A 25,649-nucleotide genomic window follows, 5' to 3' on the forward strand; every position below is an offset into this window, starting at 1 on the left:
CGCGCCTTTGCGCTGTCGCGGAAGCCGCCGCTCGCGCGGCCGCCGCGCTGGAGTCAACCTGCACGGAGTCACCATGACGAATTCCAACGGCATCCCCACGCCGCGCGGCATGCAAACCGGCTCGGACCCGCATGCGGATGCCACCGCGCCCGGCATCGACGCGCTGTACACGCGCGTGAGCCGACGCATCATTCCGCTGATCCTTGTTTGCTACTTCTTCGGCTATCTCGACCGCGTCAACGTCGGCTTCGCGAAGCTGCAGATGGTGACGGACTTGCATCTCACGGACGCTGCCTACGGCGTCGGCGCCGGTCTGTTCTTCGTCGGCTACCTGCTGCTGCAGGTGCCGGCCGGCTGGCTCGTGCGACGGATCGGCGTGAAGCGTTGTCTCGCCGGCTCGATGCTGACGTGGGGCATCGTGTCGGTCGCCACGCTCGCAACCCGGGACACCGCGAGCTTCTATGTACTGCGCTTCCTGCTCGGCGTAACGGAAGCGAGCTTCTTTCCGGCCGTGATCGCCTACTTCAGCGTGTGGTTTCCGTCGCACCGGCTCGCCAAGGTGATGGCCTTCCTGTTTCTCGCCATGCCGCTGGGCGTGATCGTCGGCGGCCCGCTGTCGGGCTGGATCATGGACGCGACGCATGGCGGCTTCGGGCTGCGCGGCTGGCAGTGGATGTTCCTGATCGAAGGCCTGCCGGCCATCGTGCTCGGCATGTATCTGCTCGTGCGTGTAACGGAACGGATCGACGATGCAGCGTGGCTGACCGACGCGGAAAAACGGATGATTCGCGCGGAGATGGCCCAGGAAGCGACAGGCAAGCGCACCCGCCTCGGCGCCGCGCTGCGCGAACCGACGCTATGGCTGCTGTTCGCGACATCGTTTCTCTACAACGTCGGCAACTATGGGCTGGTGTTCTGGATGCCGACGATGATCAAGGCACTCGGGTCGCTGAGCAACCTCGGAATCGGCCTCGTCAGCGCCATTCCGTATCTGGTCGCGTCGGTCGCGATGGTCGCGAACGCGCAGCATTCGGTACGAACCGGCGAGCGCCGATGGCATACGGCGCTGCCCGTCGCGATCGGCGGCGTCGCGCTGCTCGCGAGCCTCGGCGTGCGCACGCATCCGGTGCTCGCCGTCATGTGCCTGACCGCAGGCGTGGCGGGCATCATGAGCACGCTCGCGATGTTCTGGAGCTTGCCGTCGCGGATTCTCGCCGGCGAGGCCGCCGCGGGCGGCGCCGGGCTCGTCAACATCGGCGCGGCCGTCGCCGGGTTCGTCGGACCGACGCTGATGGGCTACGCGACGGGATTGACCGGCAGCACTGAACTCGGCGTCGCGCTGCTCGCCTTCACGCTATTCGCCGCCGCCGCGCTGATCCTGTCGATTCCGCGCCGGCTCATGGTGCGCGCGTGAGCGTGGTGCCTTCGATGCGCGGCGCGCTCGCGCTGGCGGCCGAGGTTCGCGCGGGGCGCGTGAGTGCAGTGTCGCTCGTGCAAACCGTGCTCGCCGATATCGCCGCGCGCGACGGCACCATCCATGCCTGCGCACAAACCTTCGACGCGCGCGCACTGCGTGACGCGCTGCGGATCGACGGCCTCGTGCGCAACGGGCGTGACCCCGGCCCGTTGGCGGGCGTGCCGTTTCTCGTGAAGTGGAATTTCGACGTGACGGGTTACACGGCGGTCGCGGGATCGCCGGCGCGCGCCGCATTGCCGGCCGCCGCCACCGATGCATCAGCGGTCGCGCGACTGTGCTCGGCCGGCGCGGTGCCGGTCGGCGCAACGCATATGGACGAACTCGCGTGCGGCGCCACCGGCGTGAATCCGCACTATGGCGCGGTGCGCTTGCCGGCTGACCCGGCACGCATGACGGGCGGCTCGTCGAGCGGCTCGGCCGCCGCCGTCGCCGCCGGATACGTACCGCTCGCGCTCGGCAGCGACACGAACGGCTCGATCCGCGCACCGGCGGCGCTGTGCGGCGTGTGGGGGTTTCGCCCAAGCGATGGGCGGCTGTCGCGAGCCGGTTGCCTGCCCTATGCCGAATCGCTCGACACGGTCGGCGGATTCGCGAACGATATCGACGATCTGGCGGCGCTGTATGACACGCTATGCGACGCGAATTCATTGCGCGCGCAACCGATTCGCGATCCGGCCGCCCCGCTTCGCGTCGCCGTGCTGACGGGCGATTTCGACAGACTTGCCGATGCGGAAGCGCAACGGGCCGTCCGGCGCGCGGCGCTCTGTCTGCATGCGGTGGAATCCGTGCCGGTCGACAGCGACGAAGTCGCACGCGTGCGTGACGCGGCGACCGCGATATCGAATGTGGAGCTGGCCCGCACCCATCGCGGGCTGCTCGACGCGCCGGCGGCGCTCGTCTCCGAACGCCTGCGCTCACGCATCGCAATCGGCCTCGCCACCCCCGACGCCGCTTATCGGGACGCGCTTGCCTGCCGTGACGCCTGGCGCACGCGCATCGAAGCGCTGTTCGCGCGCTACGACGTGCTGCTCGCGGCCGCGACGCCCTGTGCCGCACCGCGCGTCACCGACGCGACCGTCGATGTCAACGGCGTCGCGCTCGAACCCGCGAAGACGCTCGGCCTGCTCACGCAGCCGATTTCGTTCGCGGGGCTGCCGGTCGTCAGCGCGCCGTGCTTCATGTCAGGTGAATTGCCGGTCGGGGTGCAGTTGATCGGCGCACCGCAAGCCGACGCGGTTTGCTTCGACGCCGCGCGGCAATTCGCTGTCGCCTGGAGCGACCTGCGCCGCTAACGACGCGCCCCCCCTTGGTGCCCCGCCCCACCGCGAGTATCCTTGCGGTTCGAGCCACTCCAACCAGGGCGCACACCGCACCGCGGCCAGGCGCCCCCGCTAACGGCCAATACACGATGGATTTCGACGTAATCGTTCTGGGCGCAGGCATCGTCGGCGTCTCCGCCGCGCTGCACCTGCAGGATCGCGGCCGCAAGGTCGCCCTCATAGACCGCGGCGCGCCCGGCGAAGGCACGAGCTTCGGCAACGCCGGGCTGATCGAGCGCTCGTCGATCGAACCGTATCCGTTTCCGCGCAGCCCGTTCACGCTGATGCGCTACGCGCTGAACCGCTCCACCGATCTCTACTGGCACAGCACGTCGCTGCCCGCGTTCGCGCCGTGGCTCGCGCGTTTCTGGTGGGAATCGGCGCCGATGCGTCACGCAGCCGCGTCGCGCGACATGCTGCCGTTGATCGAGCGCTGCATCGTCGAGCACGACGCGCTGATCGCGCGTGCCGGCGCCGGGGAACTGGTGCGTGCAAGCGGCTGGATGGAAGCGTTCCGCACGCCGGCCGCATTCGAACGCGCGGTCGCCGATGCAGGGCTCACCGCGCGCCGCCACGGGCTCGGCATCACGCCGCTCGATGCCGCGGCACTTCGTGATCAGGAACCGAGCCTCGCGCCGGGCTTCTGCGGTGCACTCCACTGGCTCGATCCGAAAAGCGTCGTCGATCCGTCCGCGCTCGTCAAAACCTACGCGCAACTCTTCGTGCAAGGCGGCGGCACGCTGCTCACCGGCGATGCCGCGAGCCTCGACGCGTTGTCGCCAGGCTGGCAGGTCACGACGGAACAAGGCAAGATCGCCGCGCCGGCCGTGGTCGTCGCGCTCGGCCCATGGTCCGACACGGTGTTCGGCAAGTTCGGCTACAAGATTCCGCTGCGCGAGAAGCGCGGCTATCACATGCACTACGCGCCGTCCGAACGCGGCGCGCCGTCGGCGCCGATCGTCGATCGCGAATACGGCTACGTGATCGCGCCGATGCGGCGCGGATTGCGGCTGACCACCGGCGTCGAGATCGCGCGGCGCGGCCTGCCGCCGACCGGCGTGCAGCTCGATCGCGCGGAGCGCGTCGCACGCCCGGTGTTCGGCTTCGGCGAACGGCTCGACCCGCAGCCGTGGCTCGGCTTCCGGCCCTGCACGCCGGACATGCGGCCGGTGATCGGCCCCGCGCCCGCGCATCGCGGGCTGTGGTTCTCGTTCGGGCACAACCATCACGGGCTCACGCTCGGCCCCGTCTCCGGCCGCCTGCTGGCCGAGATGATGACGGGCGAAGCACCGTTCACCGATCCGACGCCCTACCGCGCCGATCGCTTCTGAGCGCGCGCGCTCAGTCGAGCGCGCGGCCGAAGATCCGGATCACCTCGTCGAGATGCTCGGCCATCGCGCGGCGCGCGGCCTCGGGGTCGCGTGCGCGGATCGCGTCGAGGATCGCGCGGTGTTCCAGCTCCGACCGGTGCGGCATGTCGTTCGGCATGTACAGCGACTGCAGGCGCTGGAACATCAGGTCGTACTTGTGCGCGAGCAACTGCTTGATCATCAGCGCATAAGCCGGGTTGTCGCTCGCTTCCGCGATACGGATATGGAACAGCCGGTCGCCCGGATGCGTGAGCGAGCCGCTGCGGTTGTCTTCCTGGTTGCGCAGGAACGCGTCGTGAATCCCTTCGATCTGCTCGTCCGAGCCGTGTTTCGCCGCGAGCGATGCGGCTTCCGGCTCGATCAGCCGGCGCGCCTGCAACAGCGCGAACGGCGGGATTTCGGTATCGAGGTCGAGCGCGATGCCGAGCTCGGGATCGATCTCGACGATCGAAAACGGCGCAACCTTCGTGTCGGGCCGCGGTGCCGGTGCGGCAGCCGCCTCGGGTTGGCGCACCTTCACGCCGTCGCCGACACGCACGCTGACGAGCCCGCTCACTTCAAGCGCGATCAGCGCCTCGCGCACCGACGTGCGCGACACGCCGAACTGCTCGGCCAGTTCGCGCTCGGGCGGCAGATAGCTGCCCGGCGGAAAATCGCCAGAGCCGATCATCGCGCTGAGCTTGTCGGCGATCTGCTGGTAGAGGCGGCGGTTCTGAATCGGCTGGATGGACATACGTTGATACAGGTAAGCGGTTGTGTTGCGGACGGCCCGACGCGTGAAGCATCGGGCCGCTCGCGCCTATTTTATATGCCGGGCTTCGGGTCGCCCGGCACCGCATAGCAACGTGCGGCCGTGCCGCCCCACAACGCGTTGCGCTCGGCCGCCGACAATCGCGCTTCGGCCCAGCGCTCGATCAGCGACGTCACTTCGTCATACGACGCCGCGAGCAGGCACACGGGCCAGTCCGACCCGAACATCAGCCGCTGCGGGCCGAACGCGTCGAGCGCCGCATCGAGGCATTGCTCGATGTGCCGGATGTCCTGCCCGCGCAGGCCGCGCCGCCAGTCCGTCTCGGTCACGAGCCCCGACAGCTTGCACACGACATGCGGCAGCGCGCCGAGCTCGCGCAACGCGGCACGCCAGCGTGCGAGCGCGGTGTCGTCGCGGTCGAACTCGGCGAGCGCGGGCTTGCCCGCATGATCGAGCACGAGCCAGTGCGCGTCGTGCCGTGCGCAGAACGCGCGCACGTCGGGCAACTGGCGTTCGAACACGAGCACGTCGTACACGTAACCGTTCGCCTGCAGCCACGCGACGCCGCGATTGAACGCGGGATCCGCGACGAACGCGCCGACGTCGGCTTCGTCCTGCATCTGATGACGAAAGCCGCGCAGCTTCGGGCTGCGCCATTCGGCGATGCGGTCGGCTAGCGCCGGCGCACCGAGATCCTCCCAGCCGACCACCGCCGCGATGCGCGCGTCGTCGCGGGCGAGATCGAGCAGGAACGCCGTCTCGTCGCGTCCGGCGCGCGCCTGCACCGCGATCGACGCGCCGAGCGCCTGCGCATGCATCTGCGGCCACAGCGCGTCGGGCAGGTAATCGCGGGCGAGCACGCCCATGCCGGGGCCGATCCACGGATAGTCGGCCGCGCGGTAACGCCAGAAGTGCTGATGGGAATCGATACGCACTGCGCCCATGGTGTCCTCGTGGTTCGCGCTCTAACGCGGCATCACATCACGCTCAGTCGTACAGCACCGCCGAGATCTTCGGGTCGTCGATATTGGTCTTGTCATACCAGTAGAAACCGGTATCGATGACCTTCGGCAGCTTCTCGCCCTTGGTCGCCTTCACGGCCGCCTCGACGGTCTTGTAGCCGATCCCGATCGGATTCTGCGTGATCGCGCCGGCCATCAGCCCGCTGCGGATCGCGTCCTTCTGCTGCTTGCCCGAATCGTAGCCGACGATCACGACCTTGCGCTTCATCTCGCGCACGCCATTCACCACGCCGATCGCCGAGCCTTCGTTGGTGCCGAACAGGCCCTTGAGCTTCGGATACGCCTGCAGGATCGACTTCGTCACCTCGGTCGACTTCAGCTGGTCGCCTTCACCGTACTGCACGGTCACGACCCGCACCTTCGGGTGCGCCGACTTCATCCGTTCGAGAAACCCGTCGCGGCGGTCGATGCCGGTGCGGCTCGTCTGGTCGTGCGCGACCACGGCGACCTCGCCTTCGTCGCCGATCAGCGCGGCGAGCTTGTCCGCGGCGAGCGATGCGGCGGCCTTGTTGTTGGTCGCGGCCGTCGTCACCGGGATGTCGCTGTCGACGCCCGAGTCGAACGCGATCACGGGGATCTTCTCGGCCTGCGCCTTCTTCAACAGCGGCAGCGCGGCCTTGCTGTCGAGCGCGGCGAAGCCGAGCGCGGCCGGCTTCTTCGCGATCGCGGCGGACAGCATGTCGATCTGCTTGTCGACCATCGCCTCGGTTTCGGGGCCTTCGAACGTCACCTTCACCTTGTAGTCCTTTGCGGCCTGCGTCGCGCCCGCTTTCACGGCTTGCCAGAACTGATGCTGGAAGCCCTTCGAGATCAGCGGGATATAGGCTTCCTGCGCCTGCGCGCCGGCTGTCACGCCGACGGCGAACGTCAGCCCGACGATCGCGTTCAACACCTTGCTCCTGATCACTTCGCGTCTCCTTGGTTGGTATCGACTGAAATGCCGGCCCGGCCGGCGGTGAAGCAGATGCGTATCACGTGCATGCGTCAGCGGCGGCGCCGGCGCAGGATGTCGACGTAGACGGCGAGGATGATGATCACGCCGGTCACGACCGTCTGCCATTCCTGCGCGACCGACATGATGCGCAGGCCGTTGGTCAGCACGCTCATGATGAACGCGCCGATGATGGTGCCGACGATGCTGCCCGCGCCGCCCGACAGCGACGTGCCGCCGATCACGACGGCCGCGATCGCATCGAGCTCGTAGCCCTGCCCGAGCGCCGGCTGCGCGGAGTTGAGCCGCGACGCGATCAGCAGGCCGGCGATCCCGCACACCGCGCCGCTGAACGTGTAGACGGCGATCTTCCACGCATCGACGTTCACGCCGGACAGCCGCAGCGCTTCCTCGTTGCTGCCGAGCGCGAACGTGTAGCGGCCGAAGATCGTGCGGTTCAGCACGATCGACGCGCCGATCGCGACGAGGAACAGGATCAGCACCGCGTTCGGAATCGGCAGCGCGGGAATCAGGCTGCCGATCAGCGAATCCTGCGCGATCGACGTGAAGCCCGGCGTGTCGTTGAAGTAGATCGGCCGGGTGCCCGAGATCACGAGCGACAGCCCCTTCAACAGCATCATCATGCCGAGCGTCGCGATGAACGGCGGCACCTTCATCTTCGCGATCACGAAGCCCGACACGCTGCCCGACAGCGCGCCAAAGCCCAGCGCGGCCAGGATCCCGAGCGGCAGCGGCATCCCCCACTTCGTCAGCACGACGCCGGCCATCACCGCGCAGAACGTCATCAGCGTGCCGACCGACAGGTCGATGCCCGACGTGATGATCACGTAGGTGCAGGCGACCGCCAGCACGCCGTTCACAGCGGTGGCCTGCAGGATCGACACGAGGTTGTCAACGTCGAGGAAGTTCGGCGACGCGAAGCTGAAGAATGCGATCAGCAGCACGAGGCTCGCGAACGCGAGCAGCTTCTGCCGCGCGGCCGGGTTGAAGAAGCGGGCTTTCAGGCCGGCTGCGCCGGCCGGCGTGTCGCCGGTGGCCAGAGGCGGAACGGGATGCGTATCGTTAGGCATGGTCGTAGGGGCTGATTCAGGACAATACGGTCGACTCGCGCTGCGTCGCGAGCTGCATGATCTTTTCCTGCGTGGCGTCGGCCGCGCGCAACTCGCCGGTCACGCGCCCTTCGCACATCACGAGAATCCGGTGGCTCATGCGCAGCACCTCGGGCAACTCCGACGAGATCATCACGATCGCCTTGCCCTCGGCGGCGAGCGCGTCGAGCAGCTTGTAGATCTCGCTTTTCGCGCCGACGTCGATGCCGCGCGTCGGCTCGTCGAAGAACAGGATGTCGCAATCGCGCAGCAGCCATTTCGCGATCACGATCTTCTGCTGGTTGCCGCCCGACAGCAGGCGCGCGGGCTGCGCGACCGACGGCGTGCGGATCGCGAGCTGCCGCACGTACGACTGCGCGGTGTCGCGCATCTGGCGCGCATCGAGGAACAGGCCGCGCCGCACAAAGCGGCGCATGCTCGACAGCGCGATGTTGTTCTGCACGTCCATCCCGACCGCGAGCCCGAAGTGCTTGCGGTCTTCCGACAGATAACCGATCCCGTGCGCGACCGCGTCGGCCGGCGTGCGGATCGTCACGGTCTTGCCGTGCACGCGGATCTCGCCGGCGTCGACCGGGTCCGCGCCGAACACCGCCCGCGCGACCTCGGTGCGGCCCGCGCCCATCAGCCCCGCGAAGCCGAGAATCTCGCCGCGCCGCAGCGTGAAGCCGACGTCGCGGATCGCGCGCCCGCGCGACAGCCCGCGCACTTCGAGCGCGACGTCGTTGGCGGACGTATCGGGCGGCGTGCGGAATTCAGTATCGAGCTGGCGGCCGACCATCATCGCGATGATCGCGTCCATCGACGTACCGGCCATCGGCACGGTCGCGACATACTTGCCGTCGCGCATCACCGTCACGCGGTCGGCGATCTGGCGCAGTTCGTCCATCTTGTGCGAGATATAGACGATGCCGACACCGTGCGCGCGCAACTCGCCGATGATGCGGAACAGCTCGGCGATCTCCGCGTTGTTCAGCGCGGCGGTCGGCTCGTCCATGATGAGCACGCGCGAGTCGAACGACAGCGCCTTCGCGATCTCGACCATCTGCTGCTTCGCGACCGTCAGCCGGCCGACGAGCGTTCGCGGGTCGAGATCGAGCCGCATCCGCGCGAAGATCGCGGCCGCGTCGCGGTTGAGTTTGTCCTCGTCGACGAACACGCCGAAGCGGCCGCGCGGCTCGCGCCCGATGAAGATGTTCTGCGCGACGCTCAGGTGGTTCATCAGGTTCAGTTCCTGATGGATGATGCCGATCCCCAGCGCCTGCGCGGCGCGCGGATCGTCGATCTCCACCGCGCGGCCGTCCATCCGGATTTCACCGCCGTCCTTTTGATACACGCCGGCGAGGATCTTCATCAGCGTCGACTTGCCGGCGCCGTTCTCGCCCATCAGCGCGTGCACTTCGCCGGCGCGCAGGTCGAACCGGCAATCGTCGAGCGCCTGCACGCCCGGAAAGCGCTTGCTGACGCCGGTCAGCTCGATCAGCGCGGCGGGTGCGGCGGCCGGGTTCGGATCAGGTTGCATGGCTCGCCGTCCTCAGCCGATCGCGCGATCGAGATGCGTATAGCCGCCGTCGACGAACAGCCACTGCCCCGTCGTGTGCGATGCGCGTTCCGACAGCAGGAACACCGCCGTGTCGGCAATCTCGTCGGCCGTCGTGAAGCGCTTGCCGAGCGGCACCTTGCCGGCGATCTCCGCCAGCTTCGCATCCGGGTCGTCGAAGCCGGCGATCCAGTTCTGGTAGAGCGGCGTCATCACCTCCGCCGGGATCACCGCGTTCACGCGCACGCCGTCGTCGCGCAACGCGACCGCCCATTCGCGCGTGAGCGCGAGCTGCGCGCCCTTCGACGCGCAATAGCCGCTCGTGTTGCCCTGCCCGGTGACGGCCGTCTTCGACGAAATGTTGACGATCGCGCCGCGCGTGGCCTTCAGGTGCGGCACGCAGTGATGCGCCATCACGTAGTAGTGGATCAGGTTGCGTTCGAGCGATGCGACGAACGCGTCGCGGCCGGCATCGAGGCCGACGCTGTCGTTGATGCCCGCGTTGTTGACGAGGCCGTCGATGCGGCCGAAACGCGCGACGGTCTGCGCGACGCCGTCGCGGCACTGCGCGTCGTCCTGCAGTTCGACGGACACGCGCTCGGCGCGCGGCTGCGTCTGCGTGAGTTCGCGCCAGAAGCCGTCGTCCGGCGCGTGGCGTGCGAACACGACCGGAATCGCGCCTTCGCCGGCGAGCCGCATCGAGATCGCAGCGCCGATGCCCGACGCGCCGCCGGTCACGATCACGACCTTGTCTTGCAGATTCAAATCCACTTCGCGTCTCCGTCGTTCATGTTGTGGCCGCGCGCGACGCGCGGCGCCTTGCTTCAGCCGCGGAACCGATACTGTTCCAACGATGCCGGCTTCATCTCGATCGAGAAGCCGGGCGCCGTCGGCGGCATGTACGCCGCGCCGCGCACGACGCACGGCTCGACGAAATGCTCGTGCAGGTGATCGACGTATTCGGTCACGCGCCCTTCCTTCGTGCCGGAAATGCACACGTAGTCGATCATCGACAAATGCTGCACGTATTCGCACAGCCCGACGCCGCCCGCATGCGGACACACCGGCAGCCCGTACTTCGCGGCCAGCAGCATCACCGCGAGAATCTCGTTCACGCCGCCGAGCCGGCACGCGTCGATCTGCACGACGTCGATCGCGCCGCGCTCGATGAACTGCTTGAACAGCACGCGGTTCTGGCACATCTCGCCGGTCGCGACCTGCACGGGCGCGATCGCCTCGCGGATCTTGCGATGCCCTTCGACGTCGTCGGGGCTCGTCGGCTCCTCGATGAACCACGGTTTCGCGAACGCCAGCGCGCGCACCCAGTCGATCGCCTCGTCGACTTCCCACACCTGGTTGGCATCGATCATCAGCTTGCGCTCGGGGCCGATCACCTCGCGCGCGATCGTCACGCGGCGGATGTCGTCCTCCAGGTTCGCGCCGACCTTCAGCTTCACGTAGTCGAAACCGGCGTCGACCGCCTCGCGGCACAACCGGCGCAGCTTGTCGTCGCTGTAGCCGAGCCAGCCCGCCGACGTCGTGTAGCAGGGGTAGCCGTCGCGCTCGAGCGCCGCGATCCGCGCGGCCTTGCCCGGCGCCTGGCGGCGCAGCAGCGCGAGCGCCTCGTCCTGCGTCAGGCAGTCGGTCAGGTAGCGGAAGTCGATCGCGCGCACGATTTCCTCGGGGCTCATGTCGGCGACGAGCCGCCACAGCGGCTTGCCCGCGGCCTTCGCCCACAGATCCCACACCGCATTGACGACGGCGCCCGTCGCCAGGTGGATCGCGCCCTTGTCGGGGCCGATCCAGCGCAACTGGCTGTCCGACGTCACGTGCCGCCAGAAGCGGCCCATGTCCTCGCGGATCCAGTCGAGGTCGAGACCGACGACGAGGTGACGCATCGCGTCGATCGCCGCGCAGCAGATTTCGTTGCCGCGCCCGATGGTGAACGTGAGCCCGTGGCCTTCGAGCCCGTCGTGGTCGGTTTCGAGCACGACGTACGCAGCCGAATAATCGGGGTCCGGATTCATCGCATCGGAGCCGTCGAGCTGGCGCGAGGTCGGGAAGCGCACGTCGAGGACGCGCATCGATCGAATGATAGGCATGACGAACGGTCCGTTAAAGGAAATCAGGCCTGCACGGTGCGCTGGCGCTGCTCGCCGAGCCCGTCGATGCCGAGCGTGATCACCTGCCCGGCACGCAGATAGACGGGCGGCTTCTGGCCGAGCCCGACGCCCGGCGGCGTGCCGGTCGAGATCACGTCGCCCGGCTGCAGGCTCATGAAGCGGCTCAGGTAGCTGATCAGGTGCGGCACGCGGAACACCATCGTCGCGGTCGTGCCGTTCTGGTAGCGGTGGCCGTCCACCTCCAGCCACAGCCGCAGCGCGTGCGGATCGGGCACTTCGTCGGCCGTCACGAGCCAAGGGCCGAGCGGGCCGAACGTGTCGTTGCCCTTGCCCTTGTCCCACGTGCCGCCGCGCTCGAGCTGGTATTCGCGCTCCGACACGTCGTTCACCACGCAGTAGCCGGCGACGTGCGACAGCGCGTCGGCTTCGTCGATATAGCGGCCGCCCTGGCCGATCACGACACCGAGTTCGACTTCCCAGTCGGTCTTCTCCGAGCCGCGCGGAATCTCGACGTCGTCGTTCGGCCCCGAAATCGCGCTCGTCCATTTGCCGAACACGACCGGCTCCTTCGGCACCTCCATGCCCGATTCGGCCGCGTGGTCGGAATAATTGAGCCCGATGCAGATGAACTTGCCGACGCGGCCGACGCATGCGCCGAGCCGCGGCGTGCCTTCGACGCGCGGCAACGACGACGGGTCGATGTCGCGCAGCCGTACGAGCGACGCGGGCGTCAGCGCGTCGCCGGCGATATCGTCGATCACGCCCGACAGGTCGCGGATCGTTCCCTGCGCGTCGAGCAGGCCCGGTTTCTCATGGTGTTTGTCGCCAAATCTCAGCAGTTTCATGTCGTCTGAATGGAATCGGAAAGGGAATGGGGAGCGCGGTCAGTTCGACACGGTCAGTTTGACCAGCCGCCATCGATCAGGTGAATCGCGCCGGTGGTGAACGACGCTTCGTCGGACGCCAGATACAGCGCGAGCGCGGCGACTTCATCCGCGGTGCCGATACGGCCCATCGGCTGCCGCGCGACGAACGCCTGGCGCACCGTGTCGGTCGACACCTGGCGCGTGCGCGCCTGTTCGGCGATCCGCTGTTCGAGCGACGGCGACTCGATCGTGCCCGGGCAGATCGCGTTGCAGCGAATGCGCTGCTCGACGAAATCGGCGGCCACCGACTTGGTGAGGCCGATCACGGCCGCCTTGGTCGTGCCGTAGACGAAGCGGTTCGGCACGCCCTTCACGCTCGACGCGGCCGACGCCATGTTGATGATCGACGCGCCGCCCGCTTCCAGCATCGCCGGCAACAGCGCGCGGATCAGCCGGTACATCGACGTGACGTTCAGGTTCAGCGAAAACGCCCAGGCGGCGTCGTCGCAGTCGAGGATCGAGCCGTGGTGCACGTAGCCGGCGCAGTTGAACAGCACGTCGAACGCGCGCTCCTGCGCGGCGAGTGCCGCGATGTCGCCCGCGTCGGTGACGTCGAGCCGCCGCGTCGTCAGGCGGCCGCCCGCGCGTTCGGCGTCGGCCGCGAGTTGCGCGAGCGCGGCTTCGTTGATGTCGGTCGCCAGCACGTCGGCGCCCTCGCTTGCGAACCGCAGCGCGGTCGCGCGGCCGATCCCCTGCCCGGCCGCCGTCACCAGCGCGCGCTTGCCCTGCAATCTCATGAGCACTTCTCCTGTGGAAGTCGGCCGAGCCGATCGATTGGCACAAAGGACTAAAGGTCCAACCAATAATAGGAACAGATTCAGGATTTGTCACGAACGCGCGATTCAGTATTTTCCCGAGCGGGAGAATCGGGGCGAACGGAGTAAAGCCGGCGGTGCGGCGGCTTTTTTGGGATGCCGGCGATCGGCCGCTCGTCGCGCAAAGCCAATACCGGCGCGGGTTTGCGGCGAGCGTCGAGGCCCGCACCACGCGCCGGCCGGCCGAAACTGACAAGAAAGTCATGTTCGCGTCAGGGTTCTAACCGGGTGCGCGCGCGATCATGGTGTTGCCGGACCGCGCTTCCCGGTACACCGCCCCCGCCCGTCGCAGATCCCTGACGGGCACCTCCGTCCTCCGCGGTGTCCACGTGACTGAGCGAGCAGCCACGGTGGCGCGGCCCGATTTTTCGCCCCGGACGTTCGCGTCCGGGGCGCTTTTGTCGCTGCTTTTTCAAGAAAATGTGCGGCGATTGTTTCTGATTCGGCAAAAGGTAATTTGAGCCAGACAGGATGTTTTTTCCGGTCACAGACGCTTACATTTACCGCACCACTCATGGAAACCGCTACGGATGCGCCCGCGGGTAGTGACATCCACTGCCACGGCCGAACCGCACGAGTTTTAGGAAACGGCAAAATGAAGGCCTCGAAATCCCTGCCTGCGCTCGATCCCGCCGACGTCCACGTCGAAATTCTCGAACGTTCCGATACGCTGCTCGTCGTGCGCTGGGTCGAACCCGGCCGCTGTCATTACGGCGAACAGCGCTGGCGGCGCCGCTTCGCGCAGCGCACCGGCACCTGCGCGCTGTCGCGCCAGGTCATCCAGCGCGGCGACGAAGTATTCCGCCCGGCCGAGCGCCCGGCCCCGGCGAACGCGGCCGCGATGATCTCCGCCGCGGAAGTACTGGCGCTGGCGGGCACCCTCTGAGGTCCGCCCGCCGCGTGCAAGGGCTGGCTGCGTGATGCGCGGGCCCGCCCTAGAAGCGCCGGTCTAATCACCCGCTTGTCTGCCCCGCCTGCGCGGACTATCGTTACAGCACTCAATGTAACGATTACGCGTCGTGGCGCATCGGCCGCGCCGATGGAGACAGACATGCATGCATGGAGCGCGCGCCACGTCCCGGCGCAAGGCGGCAAAGTCGCGGTCGTGACCGGCGCCAATAGCGGCCTCGGCTGGCAGATCGCGGAAACGCTGGCCGCCAAGGGCGCGACCGTCGTGATGGGCTGCCGCGATGCCGCGCGCGCCGCCCAAGCCGCGGACGCAATCCGCCGGCTCCATCCTGCCGCCCGGGTCGAAGTCGATCCGCTCGACCTCGCCGATCTCGCATCGATCCGGCGCTTCGCCGCCGACATCTCCGCGCGCCACGGCCGCGTCGACATCCTCTGCAACAACGCCGGCGTGATGTTCCTGCCGCTGCGGCACACGCACGACGGCTTCGAGATGCAATTCGGCACCAATCACCTCGGCCATTTCGCGCTGACCGGCCATCTGCTGCCGGCGCTGTCCGCCGCACCGCGGCCGCGGGGTCGTGACGATGTCGAGCGGGTTCAACCGCGGCGGCCGGATCCGCGTCGACGACCTGCGGGCCGAGCACCGCTACAACCGTTATCTCGCCTACTGCGACAGCAAGCTCGCGAACCTCGTGTTCGCGATCGAGCTGCAGCGCCGCTTCCAGCGCGCGGCGTTCGCGGGAATCAGCGTCGCCGCGCATCCCGGCTACGCGGCGACCAACCTGCAGTTCGCGGGCCCCGCGATGGACGGTTCGCCCCTCCGCGCCTCGCTGATGCGCGCGGCAAACCGTTATCTCGCGCAACCGGCCGACCAGGGCGCGTTGCCCGCGATCCATGCGGCGACGTCACCCGAGCTCACCGGCGGCGCGTACATCGGGCCGTCCGGCTGGTTCGAGTCGCGCGGCCTGCCGGCGCGCGCGAGCGTGCCGCGCGCGGCACGCGACGTGGCCGTGGCGGCACTGCTGTGGGAAGCGTCGGAGGCCGCGACGGGCGTGCGTTTCCTGAGCGCGGGCGCGCCTGCCGGCCGGCCGCCGGGCACGCCGTTCGACACGACGGCCGAAGTGCGCTGACTCGCGCATTTCCTGTCGCCATTCTTCATACTTATTACACTTACCGAAACGAAAGGCCGATGAAAGCCTGATTCGCCGCGCCACTGTTACCAGCCAGGAAACAATTTATCGTCAAAATCGGCGTTTACCCTGAACCACCCGGTGACTAAGATTTAGTCAATCGCTGCAGACATGGTGTCGACAGCGAACCCAATAAAACACCGGAGGTCATCATGAAATCGCTCGTTTCCGCAGTCGTTGCCGCTGTCGCCCTGTCCGCTTCGTTCAGCGCTTTCGCACAAAGCACCGTGACGCGCGCACAAGTGCGCAACGAACTCGTCCAGCTCGAACAAGCCGGCTACAAGCCGGGCGTGTCGAGCCCGTACTACCCGAACGACATCCAGTCGGCGGAAGCGCGTGTTCATGGTGCCGATGCCAGCGGCTACGGCGCACAACCGGCTCCGGTCGTCCACTCGGGCGTCCCGGCCGCCGCAGCGTCGTCGAACGCTCGCGACTCGGTCTTCTTCGGCCAGTAAGCCGACGCGCCCCCGGCGGGCGCACCGCGCATCGCGCGATGAAGCTGGATCCGGACGAGCCCGTCATGCGGGCTCGTCTTTTTTCTGAAACGCATACCTCCGCCGCCCGGCAGCGGGTGGCTTCGCCCGGGCGCGTCGCGTCCGGGCGCTTTTTCCTCGGCGAGGTACGCGTAACGAAGCGGTATGCGCCGGTCAGCGCGCCGCGGCTGCCGCAGGCACCGTGCGCGACAGCACGCGCCACCGCGACAGCAGTTCGTCGCGATCGACGTAACACCCCTGCAGATGGCGGCGGCCCGTCGACGGATCGAACTCGGTGCGCGCGTGCAGCACGCGCCGGTTGTCGAACGCCCACATGTCGCCGGCCCGCAGCCGTCGCTGCACGCGAAAGCGCGGCTCGCGCGCGAGCGCGAGAAAACGCCGGTATGCACGATAGACAGCCGCCACCGCATCGGCCGGCGCATCGAGCGGCCCGCGCAGGAAGTTCGCGACGCGCACCTCGGTCACGTTGCCGCGCGCATCGAGCCCGATCACCGGCGCCGAACAGCGGTAGTCACTGTCAGCACTCTTGTTCCAGAACTCGAACGGTGTCGACGCAAGGTGCCGGAAATCAGCCGGATATTCGCGCCGCAATGCATCCGCGAGCGCGAAGCCGTCGAGGAAGACGCTGTCTCCGCCCGTTGCGTCGTTCGCGAGGCAGTGCAGGAACTGCACGCCCGGCTGCAATTCACGCGTCGGCAGGTCGGTGTGCGGCGGCAGGTTGAGCGACGTATAAGCGTTGCTGTCCGGTCGCGGCTTCGATTCGACGTCGAACAGCACGCCGAAATTGCTTTCGCGAATCAGGCCGATACGACGCGCGATCTGATCGACCCGGCCGCGTTCGGCCGGCACACCCTCGACGAGCGTCAGCCCCGTGCGCTGCAACGCGGCGAGCCACGCGAGCAACGCGCCGTCGTCCTCCATCACGTCACGCCACGCGAACACGCCGATCGCCGTCGCGTCGTCGCCGGTCCACACGTGCCGCCCGTGCGCGGCCTGACGCTCGGCGCGCGACGCATCGTCGTATGCATGCGCGCGCAACCATCCCGGCGACCAGGTACTGCGATGCCCGTCGTTCCACTCGACGTGCAGCGCGCCGTCGGTTTCGACATGCACGACGAGGGCCGACAGATCCTCGCGCGCGTCGGCGATCTCGAACACCTGTTCGCGCGTGAGCGCATGCACGCACGCGGAACACGCGCAGTTGTCGCGCAACCAGTCGAAGTGAAACGGCGATCGTCGCGTGTCGCTCCACTCGACGTCCACCGCGCCATCGCCGATCGTCGCCGCCGCGATGGCCGCGTCGCCGGAAAAAGTCCGCCAGTCCTCGATACGGTGTTGCGCTGCCTGCATCGTTGCCTCCCGGAAACGCCCGCTACGCATGTGGTGCGAGCAGAAACTCGCCGACCATCCGGTGCATCCGCGTCGCCTGCGGGCTCGTTCCGAGCGCGCGCCAGCAGCCATGCACCAGCCCCTTCCCCATCCAGTAACGCGCGGCGCCCCCGGCCGCGCGAATCCGTTCGACGTACACACGCGCATCGTCGCGCAGCGGATCGTGTTCCGCGCCGACCGCGAGCACCGGCGGCAGCCCGTCGAAACGCGATGCCGCGAGCGGCACCGATGCACGCAGCAGCGGATCGTCATCGCCCGGCGCAATGTGTTGTGCCTCGCCCCAATACAACGCGCGATAGCGATGGACGTCGTCGAGCGTCAGCATCGGCGCGTGCGCTTGCGTTTCGCGCGCCGGCGATTGCGGTTCGATGCCGAGCATCGGATATACGAGTGCGATCCCGTCGATGCCGCCTTCGCCTGCATCGCGCAGCGCGGTTGCGACGGCGGCCGCGAGATTGCCGCCCGCGCTGTCGCCCGCGAGCGTCAGCGGTCGCGCGCACGAGCCGAACGACCAGCACGCATCGCGCGCGGCGCGCGTGACGGCCAGGCAATCCTCGAGCGCGGCCGGCGCGCGATGCTCGGGCGCGAGCCGGTAATCGACCGCGATCACGGCCAGCCCCGTGTCGGCCGCCAGTTGCGCGGTGATCAGCGCGTGACTGTCGAGCGAGCCGACGACGAACCCGCCGCCATGAAAGAACAGCACGGTGCCGCGCGGTTCGCCGTGAGCCGGCGCGGAGCGCCGCAGCGCGATCGCGTGTCCGTCCGGTGCGTGCCACACCGCATCGTGCTGCACGACGCCGGCCGGCAGTTCGGCGGGCGTCCATGCGGCCGCGAAACGATCGTAGAGGCGGCGTTGCTCGTCGGGCGAGCGCGCCGCCGCGCCGGCCGGATACGCCGCGTCGACAGCCGATACGAACGCCGCAATTTCCGGTTCGAGCATCGTGCGCGCCCCGTCGTCGCCGGCGCTAGCGGCGCGGCGGCAGGCCGATCACGCGGCCCGCATACGCGGGCGCCGCGCAATCGCGCTGCAACGCATGCAGTTCGGCCACGCGCGCGGCGACGTCGTCGTCGAACGGCGCCGATTTCGCGCCGCCGCGCGTGTCGACGTGCAGCAGCATCTGCTCGCTCGCCGACACCGCGCCGTCGCGCCCGTCGGCAAACAGTTCGAGATACAGGTGCAGCCGCTTCGCGTCGTGCGCGAACACCCGCGCATCGACGCGCACGCGCGTGCCTTCCTTGATCTCCTGCAGATAGTTCACGTGCGCTTCGAGCGTATAGACCGAGCGGCCCCGCTCGCGACGCGCGGCATCGTCGAGGCCGATGCGCTCCAGCAGCGCATCGGTCGCGAAACTGAAGATCAGCAAATAGAACGCGTCGCGCAGATGGCCGTTGTAGTCGACCCACTCGGGCCGCACGACGTCGCGGTATATCGTCAGCGGGGTATCGCCGGTCATGTTCGTTCAGTCCTCGAATCGCATTCCGTGCCGCGCCTTCACAGTGGCGATCGCCTTCAGCACCTCGGTAATGCACTCGTCGCGATAGCGTTCGAGCTCCTTGATGCTGCGCGTGCCCTGCTGCTCGCTCGTGCCTGCGACGACGCTGTCGATCAGTTCGTCGGTCAGCGTCGGCGCGACCAGCTTCGTCCACGGCAGTTCGAGCGCGGGGCCGAACTGCTGCATGAAGTGTCGCATGCCCGCGTCGCCGCCGGCCAGCGTATAGGTCAGGAACGTGCCCATGAACGACCAGCGGATGCCCGCGCCGAAACGGATCGCATCGTCGATCTCGCCGGTCGTCGCGACGCCTTCGTTGACGAGATGCAGCGCCTCGCGCCACAACGCCTCCAGCAGCCGGTCCGCGATGAAGCCCGGCACTTCCTTGCGCACGTGCAGCGGCCGCATGCCGAGCTTGCGATAGATCGCCATCGCCGCGTCGACTGCTTCGGGCGACGTGCGCGCGCCGCCGAGCACCTCGACGAGCGGCAGCAGGTAGACCGGATTGAACGGGTGGCCGACCACGCAGCGCTCCGGATGCGTCGCACGTGCGTAGAAGTCGGTCGGCAGCAGCCCCGACGTCGACGATGCGATGATCGCGCCGGGCTTCGCCGCGCGGCTGATCTGTTCGTGCAGTTCGAGTTTCAGCGCCTCGCGCTCGGGCGCGCTTTCCTGGATGAAATCCGCGTCGGCGACGCAGGCCTCGATCGTCGCCGCAAAGTGCAGCCGTGCGGGATCCGCGCCCGGCGCGAGGCCGACGCGTTCGAGCGCGGGCCACGCATTCGCGACGGTCGCGCGCAGCCGCTCCTGCGCGCCCGGCGCCGGGTCCCACACGACCACGTCGAGACCGTGCGCGAGCGCACGGCAAATCCATCCGCCGCCGATCACGCCGGTGCCGATCGCGGCGAACGTCTTGATGTCGGTCTTCACAGCCATGTCCACGCATCCTTCAAATCGAGGGGAATCGGACGGCGGCCGCCCTCGTGCGTGCCGCCGCAATGCATCACTGGTTCAGCCGTCGACGCTCACGCGAATTCGGTCGCCGCACGGCGTTCGAGCAGGCGCTCGCCGCGCGCCGGCAGGCCGAGCTTGCGACGTCCTTCGGCCGGCGTCAGCACCCGGGCGCCGAGCCGCTCGATGATTTCCCGCGCGCGCTCGACGAGCGTGCCGTTGGTCGCATGCACGCCGCGATCGAGCCAGATGTTGTCTTCGAGGCCGACGCGCACGTGGCCGCCGAGCAGCATCGCCTGCGCGACCATCGGCATCTGCATGCGGCCGATCCCGAAGCCGGCCCAGTGCGCGCCCGGCGGCAGGTTGTCGACCATTGCCTTCATCGTGCCGGTGTCCGCCGGTGCGCCCCACGGAATGCCGAGGCACAGCTGGAACAGCGGCGGATCGTCGAGCAGCCCTTCCTTCAGCAATTGCTTCGCGAACCACAGATGGCCCGTATCGAAGATTTCCAGCTCCGGCTTCACGCCGAGTTCCTGGATGCGCTTGGCACCCGCACGCAGTTGCGCGGGCGTCGACACGTAGATGTAGTCGCCGTCGCCGAAATTCAGCGTGCCGCAATCCAGCGTGCAGATCTCGGGCAGCAGTTCCTCGACGTGCGCGAGGCGCGTGAGGCCGCCGACGAGGTCGGTGCCCTTGCCGAAGCGCATCGGGTCCTCGCCCGGGCCGATTTCCAGATCGCCGCCCATGCCGGCCGTCAGGTTGATGATCACGTCGACGTCGGCCGAGCGGATCCGGTCGACCACTTCGCGGTACAGATTCGGATCGCGGCTGCCGCGGCCCGTCTGCGGATCGCGCACATGGCAGTGCGCAACCGTCGCGCCGGCCTTCGCGGCTTCGATCGCGGCGGACGCGATTTCCTTCGGCGTGACCGGGATCGCCGGATGCTTGCCGACCGTATCGCCCGCGCCGGTGACCGCGCAGGTGATGATGACTTCGTGGTTCATGTTGACTACCCTCGCTTGATTCGAATTGTGTCGCTCGATTTGTGTCGTACGTACTGCAGATGATTTGTCGCCGCGCACCGCATGCATCCGGCGCGCGAGCTGTTACAGGCCGAGATAGGCCTTCACGGCAGGCAGGCCGTCCTTGCCGTCGAACGTCTTGACGCCGGCGAGCCACGCATCGAGCACCTGCGGATTCTTCTTCAGGTACGCCTTCGCGGCGTCGGCCGGCTTCGTCTTGTTCATCACCGACTGCATCAGTTGGTTCTCGAGCTGCGTCGAAAAGCGCAGGTTCTCGACGAGCTTGCCCGCGTTCGGGCAGCGCGAGATGAAGTCGGGCGCCGTCAGCGTGTACACGCGCGCTTCGCCATAGTTCGGGCCGAACGACGCATCGCCGCCGGACAGGTAGTTCATGCTGATCTGGATGTTCATCGGATGCGGCTCCCATCCCAGGAAGACCACCCACTTCTTGTCGCGGATCGCGCGCTCGACCGTGACGAGCATCCCCGCCTCGCTCGATTCGACCAGCTTGAAGCCGCCGAGACCGTACTGGTTCGTGTCGATCATCTTCTGGATTGTCGCGTTCGCGCTGCTGCCCGGCTCGATCCCGTAGATCTTGCCGTCGAGCTCGGCGCGGTGCTTCGCGATGTCGTCGAAGGTCTTCAGGCCGGCCTGGTATTCATAGCTCGGCACCGCGAGCGTCGCCTTCGCGCCCGACAGGTTCGGCGGCTCGACCACGTTGATCGACTTGCTGTCGAGGAACGGCTGGAGCTGCTTTTGCTGCACCGGCCACCAGTAGCCGAGCGACACGTCGAGCTGCTTGCTCTTCAGGCCGGCGAACGAGATCGGCACCGACGCAATCGTCGTCGTCGGCTTGTAGCCGAGCCCCTCGAACACCGTCGACGCGAGCGCCGTCGTGGACGTGATGTCGGTCCAGCCGATATCCGCGAAGCGTACGGTCCGGCAGGTCGCGGCATCCGTTTCGGCCTGCGCCGCGGTCGCGAACGCGCCGGTCGCCAGCATGGCCGCGACGAACGCGGCGATCTTTGTCGACTTCATGGTTTCTCTCTCCCGATTGGACCGATGTCCGACGGGTTCGCGGTGTGCGTCCCGGCCTGCATCGTGGGAGTAAAAGTAACGAGCCATATTGGTCGCGGGAAGACCGGCGGCGACCTGTTCTTGACTGTTTGCGACTATGAGTGGAAACCACTATGCGCGGGCAGGCGCTTGTACTGCGGGGGTTTCGAGCGAATCCCGGCGAACGGGGGTTTGTCCGGATGCGGCGTGGAGCCGTGCGTTGGCGGCGGAGCTCGGGCGCGGCGTGACGCGATTTCCGCCCCTGCGAGCAGCACCCGCCTCCGCCAAGCGTTATCGCGGCACTTCGACGTAGGTTTCCCGGCAGATCTCGCGCAATGCCTGAACCAGCAGATCCCGCGTCGGCGCATGCGATTCGCCGGCGCGGGTGAACAGCGCGATGGGCGGCAGCGTCCAGACCAGCGAGTAAGGCACGATCGCGACGCCGGCGATGCGCACCATTTCTTCCGCGATATCGGCCGGCACGATCGACACCGCGTCGTCGCTCGACGCGATCATCTCGCCGATCAGCTTCGACGAATAGCTTTCGACGATCGGCACGGGCGGCGCGATGCCCGCCGACAGGAACAGGTCGGTCACCTGCTCCCGCATCGGCGTATGCGGCGCGCCGAGGATCCAGTCCAGCGCGTGCAGCTTCTGCCAGTCGAGCTTCGTGCGGGCCAGTTTCGCGGCGAGTCGCCGGCTCGCGATCATCCGCGGCTGCTGCTGGTACAACACTTCAAAGGATACCTGCCCCAGATCGATCGCCGACGATGCGCGCCCGATCACGAGGTCGACGCTGTGGTCCTTGAGCTGCAGCAGCAGCTGGTCGCTGGTGCCTTCGTGGATCGTCACGGTCAGGCGCCGCTCCATCCGGGATTGCAGGCGCTTGAGCGCAGCCGACAGCATCTGTCCCGAAATAAACGGAATCACGCCGATATGCAGGTGGGCCGCATGGCCGGCCGCGACCGCCTCCATCTCGCGGGCGAGATGGTCGAGATCCTTCAGCATCGCCCGGGCCCGCTCGAGCACGACCGAACCGAGCGCGGTCGGGCGCATCCCGCGTGACGTGCGCTCGAACAGCGGCGTGCCGAACATGCTTTCCAGCTCGGACAGCGCGTTGGTCACGGCCGGCTGGCTGCTGGCCATGTGCTCGGCGACGCGCGTCAGCGACCCGTGCTGCTGGATCTGCAGCAACAGCATCAGGTGCCGCATCTTCAGGCGCGCGCCAAGCCGCCTGACCACGTCGTTCGCGTCGAATGTCATCGCCGGCCACGCACCCATCATGAAAAAGTGATGGACCGATATTAAAACAGAATCATCTCCTTATGGCCGATCCCTAGAATCGTCCCTGGATCGCGTCGGGACTGGCCTGGCGCGCACGCCCGGACCCAAAAACATGAAACAGACAGAGACCCAGCAGCAGGCCGCGTACGACTATCACGAGTTTCCGACCCCGGGGAAGATCTCGGTCGTCGCCAGCAAGCCGCTCGTGACGCAGCGCGATCTCGCGCTGGCCTACACGCCGGGCGTCGCCAGCGTGTGCGAGGCGATCGCCGCGGATCCCCTGCAGGCGCGCCGCTTCACGAGCCGCGGGAATCTGGTGGGCGTGATCACCAACGGCACCGCCGTGCTGGGTCTGGGCAACATCGGCGCGCTCGCGTCGAAGCCGGTCATGGAAGGCAAGGCCGTGCTGTTCAAGAAGTTCGCGGGCATCGACGTGTTCGACATCGAGATCAACGAGACCGATCCGGACAAGCTCGTCGACATCATCGCGGGCCTCGAACCCACGTTCGGCGGGATCAACCTCGAGGACATCAAGGCGCCGGAGTGCTTCACGGTCGAGCGCAAGCTGCGCGAGCGCATGAAGATTCCCGTCTTCCACGACGACCAGCACGGCACCGCCATCACCGTCGCGGCCGCGTTCATCAACGGGCTGAAGGTGGTCGGGAAGTCGATTTCGGAGGTGAAGGTCGTGACGTCGGGCGCCGGCGCCGCGGCGCTGGCCTGTCTGGACCTGCTGGTCGACCTCGGGCTGCCGGTCGAGAACATCTGGGCGACGGATATCGAAGGCGTCGTCTATCGCGGCCGTACCACGCTGATGGATCCGGCCAAGGAACGCTTCGCGCAGCCAACCGACGCGCGCACGCTGGCCGAAGTGATCGGCGGCGCCGACGTGTTCCTCGGGCTGTCGGTCGGCGGCATCCTGAGCGCGGACATGCTGAAGGCGATGGCCGCGCGTCCGCTGATTCTCGCGCTGGCCAATCCGACGCCGGAAATCTTCCCGGAACTGGCGCACGCCACGCGCGACGACGTCGTGATCGCGACGGGCCGCTCGGATTTCCCGAACCAGGTCAACAACGTCCTGTGCTTCCCGTACATTTTCCGCGGCGCGCTGGATGTGGGCGCAACGACCATCACCCGCGAAATGGAAATTGCCGCGGTTCACGCGATTGCCGGCCTCGCGGAAGAAGAGCAGAACGACGTCGTCGCGGCGGCCTACGGTGGCGACGAAGTGTCGTTCGGCCCGCAATACCTGATTCCGAAGCCGTTCGATCCGCGCCTGATCGTGCGTATCGCACCGGCCGTGGCCAAGGCGGCGATCGAAGGCGGCGTGGCGACGCGCCCGCTCGAGGATCTCGACGCGTATGTCGAGCAGCTGCAGCAGTTCGTCTATCACTCGGGCGCGTTCATGAAGCCGCTGTTCGCGGCCGCGCGCCAGCTCGTGCGTGACGGCGGCAAGGCGCGCATCGTGTTCACCGAAGGCGAGGACGAGCGCGTGCTGCGCGCGGTGCAGGTCATCGTCGACGAGAAGCTCGCGCGTCCGATCCTGGTCGGCCGTCCGGAGGTGCTGCTCGCGCGTATCGAGCGGTTCGGGCTGCGCCTGCGTCTCGGTCAGGACGTCGAAGTGACCAATCCGGAATATGACGAGCGCTTCCCGCAATACTGGACGACGTACTGGGAACTGCGCTGCCGCGACGGCATTTCGAAGGAAATGGCGCGCGTCGAAATGCGGCGTCGCCTGACGCTGATCGGCGCGATGATGGTGCGGCTCGGCGATGCGGACGGGATGATCTGCGGGACGGTCGGCGAATATCACAATCACCTGCGGTTCGTGGACGAAGTAATCGGCAGGAAGCCCGATGCGTCGACCTACGCGGCGATGAATATCCTGCTGCTCAACCAGCGGACGGTCGCGCTGGTGGATACGCACGTCAACGACAACCCCGATGCGGAGCAGATCGCGGAATTCACGATCGCCGCGGCGCGGCAGATGGAGTGGCTGAATCTGACGCCGAAGGTGGCGCTGCTGTCGCGGTCGAACTTCGGCTCGGGCAGCGCGGCTTCGGGCGTGAAGATGCGGCAGGCGCTGGAGATCATTCGCGCGCAGGCGCCGGATATCGAGGCCGATGGCGAGATGCATGGCGACTGCGCGCTCGACGAAGGGCTGCGGGCGCGGCTGCTGCCGATGTCGCCGCTGAAGGGCGCGGCGAACCTGCTCGTGTGTCCGAACGTCGATGCGGGGAATATCGCCTATAACCTGCTCAAGACCGAAGCCGGCAGCAACGTTGCCGTGGGGCCGTTCCTGCTCGGGGTCAATGCACCGGTGAACATTCTCACGTCGAGTGCGACGGTGCGGCGGATCGTGAACATGACGGCGTTGACGGTGATCGAGGCGAATCGGAACGTGGCTGTTTGATTGCTGTTGATGTAATCACTTGATGCGGGTCGGCTGTGGCCGACCCCGTC

The 25,649-nt window shown here is 67.6% G+C and carries 22 protein-coding genes and 1 pseudogene; 7 read left to right on the forward strand and 16 right to left on the reverse strand.

Going from position 1 to position 25,649, the window contains the following annotated elements:
* Positions 1 to 73: 73 nt before the first annotated feature.
* From BAMB_RS22210 to BAMB_RS22220, 3 genes are all read left to right on the forward strand, one after another.
* Complete coding sequence (locus tag BAMB_RS22210; RefSeq protein WP_011659418.1) at positions 74 to 1,414, forward strand: MFS transporter; 1,341 nt, start codon at positions 74 to 76, stop codon at positions 1,412 to 1,414.
* A 14-nt stretch (positions 1,415 to 1,428) separates the two neighbouring features.
* Positions 1,429 to 2,769 carry an amidase family protein gene (locus tag BAMB_RS22215; RefSeq protein ID WP_011659419.1) on the forward strand — a complete coding sequence of 447 codons (1,341 nt, stop codon included), beginning with the start codon at positions 1,429 to 1,431 and terminating at the stop codon, positions 2,767 to 2,769.
* Positions 2,770 to 2,885: 116 nt separating this feature from the next.
* The gene (locus BAMB_RS22220; RefSeq protein ID WP_011659420.1) at positions 2,886 to 4,127 is read left to right on the forward strand and encodes an NAD(P)/FAD-dependent oxidoreductase; all 1,242 of its coding nucleotides are present in this window, start codon (positions 2,886 to 2,888) and stop codon (positions 4,125 to 4,127) included.
* A 10-nt stretch (positions 4,128 to 4,137) separates the two neighbouring features.
* Here BAMB_RS22220 and BAMB_RS22225 read toward each other — a convergent pair whose 3' ends face one another.
* From BAMB_RS22225 to BAMB_RS22265, 9 genes are all read right to left on the reverse strand, one after another.
* The gene (locus BAMB_RS22225) at positions 4,138 to 4,899 is read right to left on the reverse strand and encodes a FadR/GntR family transcriptional regulator (protein ID WP_011659421.1); all 762 of its coding nucleotides are present in this window, start codon (positions 4,897 to 4,899) and stop codon (positions 4,138 to 4,140) included.
* 71 nt (positions 4,900 to 4,970) lie between these two features.
* Positions 4,971 to 5,861 (reverse strand): L-fucono-1,5-lactonase, encoded by an 891-nt coding sequence (locus BAMB_RS22230; protein WP_011659422.1) that lies wholly within the window; start codon positions 5,859 to 5,861, stop codon positions 4,971 to 4,973.
* A 43-nt stretch (positions 5,862 to 5,904) separates the two neighbouring features.
* Positions 5,905 to 6,846: an ABC transporter substrate-binding protein gene (locus tag BAMB_RS22235; protein WP_011659423.1), complete on the reverse strand. Its 942-nt coding sequence runs from the start codon at positions 6,844 to 6,846 to the stop codon at positions 5,905 to 5,907.
* A gap of 77 nt (positions 6,847 to 6,923) precedes the next feature.
* Positions 6,924 to 7,961: an ABC transporter permease gene (locus BAMB_RS22240; protein ID WP_011659424.1), complete on the reverse strand. Its 1,038-nt coding sequence runs from the start codon at positions 7,959 to 7,961 to the stop codon at positions 6,924 to 6,926.
* Positions 7,962 to 7,977: 16 nt separating this feature from the next.
* Positions 7,978 to 9,519 (reverse strand): sugar ABC transporter ATP-binding protein, encoded by a 1,542-nt coding sequence (locus tag BAMB_RS22245; protein ID WP_011659425.1) that lies wholly within the window; start codon positions 9,517 to 9,519, stop codon positions 7,978 to 7,980.
* Positions 9,520 to 9,531: 12 nt separating this feature from the next.
* Positions 9,532 to 10,308: an SDR family oxidoreductase gene (locus BAMB_RS22250; RefSeq protein ID WP_011659426.1), complete on the reverse strand. Its 777-nt coding sequence runs from the start codon at positions 10,306 to 10,308 to the stop codon at positions 9,532 to 9,534.
* A gap of 53 nt (positions 10,309 to 10,361) precedes the next feature.
* Positions 10,362 to 11,639 carry an L-fuconate dehydratase gene (locus BAMB_RS22255; protein ID WP_011659427.1) on the reverse strand — a complete coding sequence of 426 codons (1,278 nt, stop codon included), beginning with the start codon at positions 11,637 to 11,639 and terminating at the stop codon, positions 10,362 to 10,364.
* 23 nt (positions 11,640 to 11,662) lie between these two features.
* On the reverse strand, positions 11,663 to 12,505 hold the full coding sequence (locus tag BAMB_RS22260; protein ID WP_011659428.1) for an ureidoglycolate lyase: 843 nt from the start codon (positions 12,503 to 12,505) through the stop codon (positions 11,663 to 11,665).
* Between the two features lie 53 nt (positions 12,506 to 12,558).
* Positions 12,559 to 13,323 carry an SDR family oxidoreductase gene (locus tag BAMB_RS22265; RefSeq protein ID WP_011659429.1) on the reverse strand — a complete coding sequence of 255 codons (765 nt, stop codon included), beginning with the start codon at positions 13,321 to 13,323 and terminating at the stop codon, positions 12,559 to 12,561.
* 673 nt (positions 13,324 to 13,996) lie between these two features.
* Between BAMB_RS22265 and BAMB_RS22270 the strand changes: the two genes are divergently transcribed.
* The 3 genes and pseudogenes from BAMB_RS22270 (at position 13,997) to BAMB_RS22280 (ending at position 15,955) form a co-directional block, all read left to right on the forward strand.
* Positions 13,997 to 14,287, forward strand: a complete 291-nt coding sequence (locus tag BAMB_RS22270) for a DUF3331 domain-containing protein (RefSeq protein WP_011659430.1) — start codon at positions 13,997 to 13,999, stop codon at positions 14,285 to 14,287.
* Between the two features lie 165 nt (positions 14,288 to 14,452).
* A pseudogene (locus tag BAMB_RS22275) lies at positions 14,453 to 15,440 on the forward strand (oxidoreductase).
* A gap of 212 nt (positions 15,441 to 15,652) precedes the next feature.
* Positions 15,653 to 15,955, forward strand: a complete 303-nt coding sequence (locus tag BAMB_RS22280) for a DUF4148 domain-containing protein (protein WP_011659431.1) — start codon at positions 15,653 to 15,655, stop codon at positions 15,953 to 15,955.
* Between the two features lie 192 nt (positions 15,956 to 16,147).
* On the opposite strand, the gene BAMB_RS22285 is transcribed toward BAMB_RS22280, so the two are convergent.
* The 7 genes from BAMB_RS22285 to BAMB_RS22315 form a co-directional block, all read right to left on the reverse strand.
* Positions 16,148 to 17,344, reverse strand: a complete 1,197-nt coding sequence (locus BAMB_RS22285; protein ID WP_011659432.1) for a TauD/TfdA family dioxygenase — start codon at positions 17,342 to 17,344, stop codon at positions 16,148 to 16,150.
* 22 nt (positions 17,345 to 17,366) lie between these two features.
* A complete protein-coding gene (locus tag BAMB_RS22290; RefSeq protein ID WP_011659433.1) occupies positions 17,367 to 18,323 on the reverse strand; it encodes an alpha/beta hydrolase in 957 nt (318 codons plus the stop codon).
* A gap of 25 nt (positions 18,324 to 18,348) precedes the next feature.
* Positions 18,349 to 18,837, reverse strand: coding sequence for a thioesterase family protein (locus BAMB_RS22295; protein WP_011659434.1), 489 nt, complete (start codon positions 18,835 to 18,837; stop codon positions 18,349 to 18,351).
* 6 nt (positions 18,838 to 18,843) lie between these two features.
* Entirely contained in the window at positions 18,844 to 19,809 is a 966-nt protein-coding gene (locus BAMB_RS22300) for an L-carnitine dehydrogenase (protein WP_011659435.1), read from the reverse strand.
* An 89-nt stretch (positions 19,810 to 19,898) separates the two neighbouring features.
* Positions 19,899 to 20,828, reverse strand: coding sequence for a 3-dehydrocarnitine:acetyl-CoA trimethylamine transferase CdhC (cdhC, locus tag BAMB_RS22305; protein WP_006749513.1), 930 nt, complete (start codon positions 20,826 to 20,828; stop codon positions 19,899 to 19,901).
* A 102-nt stretch (positions 20,829 to 20,930) separates the two neighbouring features.
* Positions 20,931 to 21,884: a choline ABC transporter substrate-binding protein gene (locus BAMB_RS22310; protein WP_011659436.1), complete on the reverse strand. Its 954-nt coding sequence runs from the start codon at positions 21,882 to 21,884 to the stop codon at positions 20,931 to 20,933.
* A 309-nt stretch (positions 21,885 to 22,193) separates the two neighbouring features.
* Complete coding sequence (locus BAMB_RS22315; protein ID WP_011659437.1) at positions 22,194 to 23,165, reverse strand: LysR substrate-binding domain-containing protein; 972 nt, start codon at positions 23,163 to 23,165, stop codon at positions 22,194 to 22,196.
* A gap of 133 nt (positions 23,166 to 23,298) precedes the next feature.
* Here BAMB_RS22315 and BAMB_RS22320 point away from each other — a divergent pair, with 133 nt between their 5' ends.
* A complete protein-coding gene (locus tag BAMB_RS22320) occupies positions 23,299 to 25,599 on the forward strand; it encodes an NADP-dependent malic enzyme (protein WP_011659438.1) in 2,301 nt (766 codons plus the stop codon).
* Positions 25,600 to 25,649: the final 50 nt, after the last annotated feature.

This window comes from Burkholderia ambifaria AMMD (assembly GCF_000203915.1).
GTDB lineage: Bacteria > Pseudomonadota > Gammaproteobacteria > Burkholderiales > Burkholderiaceae > Burkholderia > Burkholderia ambifaria.

Excerpts from the sequence above, each read along its gene's own strand:
- BAMB_RS22210 (WP_011659418.1), top strand. The coding sequence starts at position 74 with ATGACGAATTCCAACGGCATCCCCACGCCGCGCGGCATGCAAACCGGC.
- BAMB_RS22215 (WP_011659419.1), top strand. The coding sequence starts at position 1,429 with ATGCGCGGCGCGCTCGCGCTGGCGGCCGAGGTTCGCGCGGGGCGCGTG.
- BAMB_RS22220 (WP_011659420.1), top strand. The coding sequence starts at position 2,886 with ATGGATTTCGACGTAATCGTTCTGGGCGCAGGCATCGTCGGCGTCTCC.
- BAMB_RS22225 (WP_011659421.1), bottom strand. The coding sequence starts at position 4,899 with ATGTCCATCCAGCCGATTCAGAACCGCCGCCTCTACCAGCAGATCGCC.
- BAMB_RS22230 (WP_011659422.1), bottom strand. The coding sequence starts at position 5,861 with ATGGGCGCAGTGCGTATCGATTCCCATCAGCACTTCTGGCGTTACCGC.
- BAMB_RS22240 (WP_011659424.1), bottom strand. The coding sequence starts at position 7,961 with ATGCCTAACGATACGCATCCCGTTCCGCCTCTGGCCACCGGCGACACG.
- BAMB_RS22245 (WP_011659425.1), bottom strand. The coding sequence starts at position 9,519 with ATGCAACCTGATCCGAACCCGGCCGCCGCACCCGCCGCGCTGATCGAG.
- BAMB_RS22255 (WP_011659427.1), bottom strand. The coding sequence starts at position 11,639 with ATGCCTATCATTCGATCGATGCGCGTCCTCGACGTGCGCTTCCCGACC.
- BAMB_RS22260 (WP_011659428.1), bottom strand. The coding sequence starts at position 12,505 with ATGAAACTGCTGAGATTTGGCGACAAACACCATGAGAAACCGGGCCTG.
- BAMB_RS22265 (WP_011659429.1), bottom strand. The coding sequence starts at position 13,323 with ATGAGATTGCAGGGCAAGCGCGCGCTGGTGACGGCGGCCGGGCAGGGG.
- BAMB_RS22270 (WP_011659430.1), top strand. The coding sequence starts at position 13,997 with ATGAAGGCCTCGAAATCCCTGCCTGCGCTCGATCCCGCCGACGTCCAC.
- BAMB_RS22280 (WP_011659431.1), top strand. The coding sequence starts at position 15,653 with ATGAAATCGCTCGTTTCCGCAGTCGTTGCCGCTGTCGCCCTGTCCGCT.
- BAMB_RS22285 (WP_011659432.1), bottom strand. The coding sequence starts at position 17,344 with ATGCAGGCAGCGCAACACCGTATCGAGGACTGGCGGACTTTTTCCGGC.
- BAMB_RS22290 (WP_011659433.1), bottom strand. The coding sequence starts at position 18,323 with ATGCTCGAACCGGAAATTGCGGCGTTCGTATCGGCTGTCGACGCGGCG.
- BAMB_RS22295 (WP_011659434.1), bottom strand. The coding sequence starts at position 18,837 with ATGACCGGCGATACCCCGCTGACGATATACCGCGACGTCGTGCGGCCC.
- BAMB_RS22300 (WP_011659435.1), bottom strand. The coding sequence starts at position 19,809 with ATGGCTGTGAAGACCGACATCAAGACGTTCGCCGCGATCGGCACCGGC.
- cdhC (WP_006749513.1), bottom strand. The coding sequence starts at position 20,828 with ATGAACCACGAAGTCATCATCACCTGCGCGGTCACCGGCGCGGGCGAT.
- BAMB_RS22310 (WP_011659436.1), bottom strand. The coding sequence starts at position 21,884 with ATGAAGTCGACAAAGATCGCCGCGTTCGTCGCGGCCATGCTGGCGACC.
- BAMB_RS22315 (WP_011659437.1), bottom strand. The coding sequence starts at position 23,165 with ATGACATTCGACGCGAACGACGTGGTCAGGCGGCTTGGCGCGCGCCTG.
- BAMB_RS22320 (WP_011659438.1), top strand. The coding sequence starts at position 23,299 with ATGAAACAGACAGAGACCCAGCAGCAGGCCGCGTACGACTATCACGAG.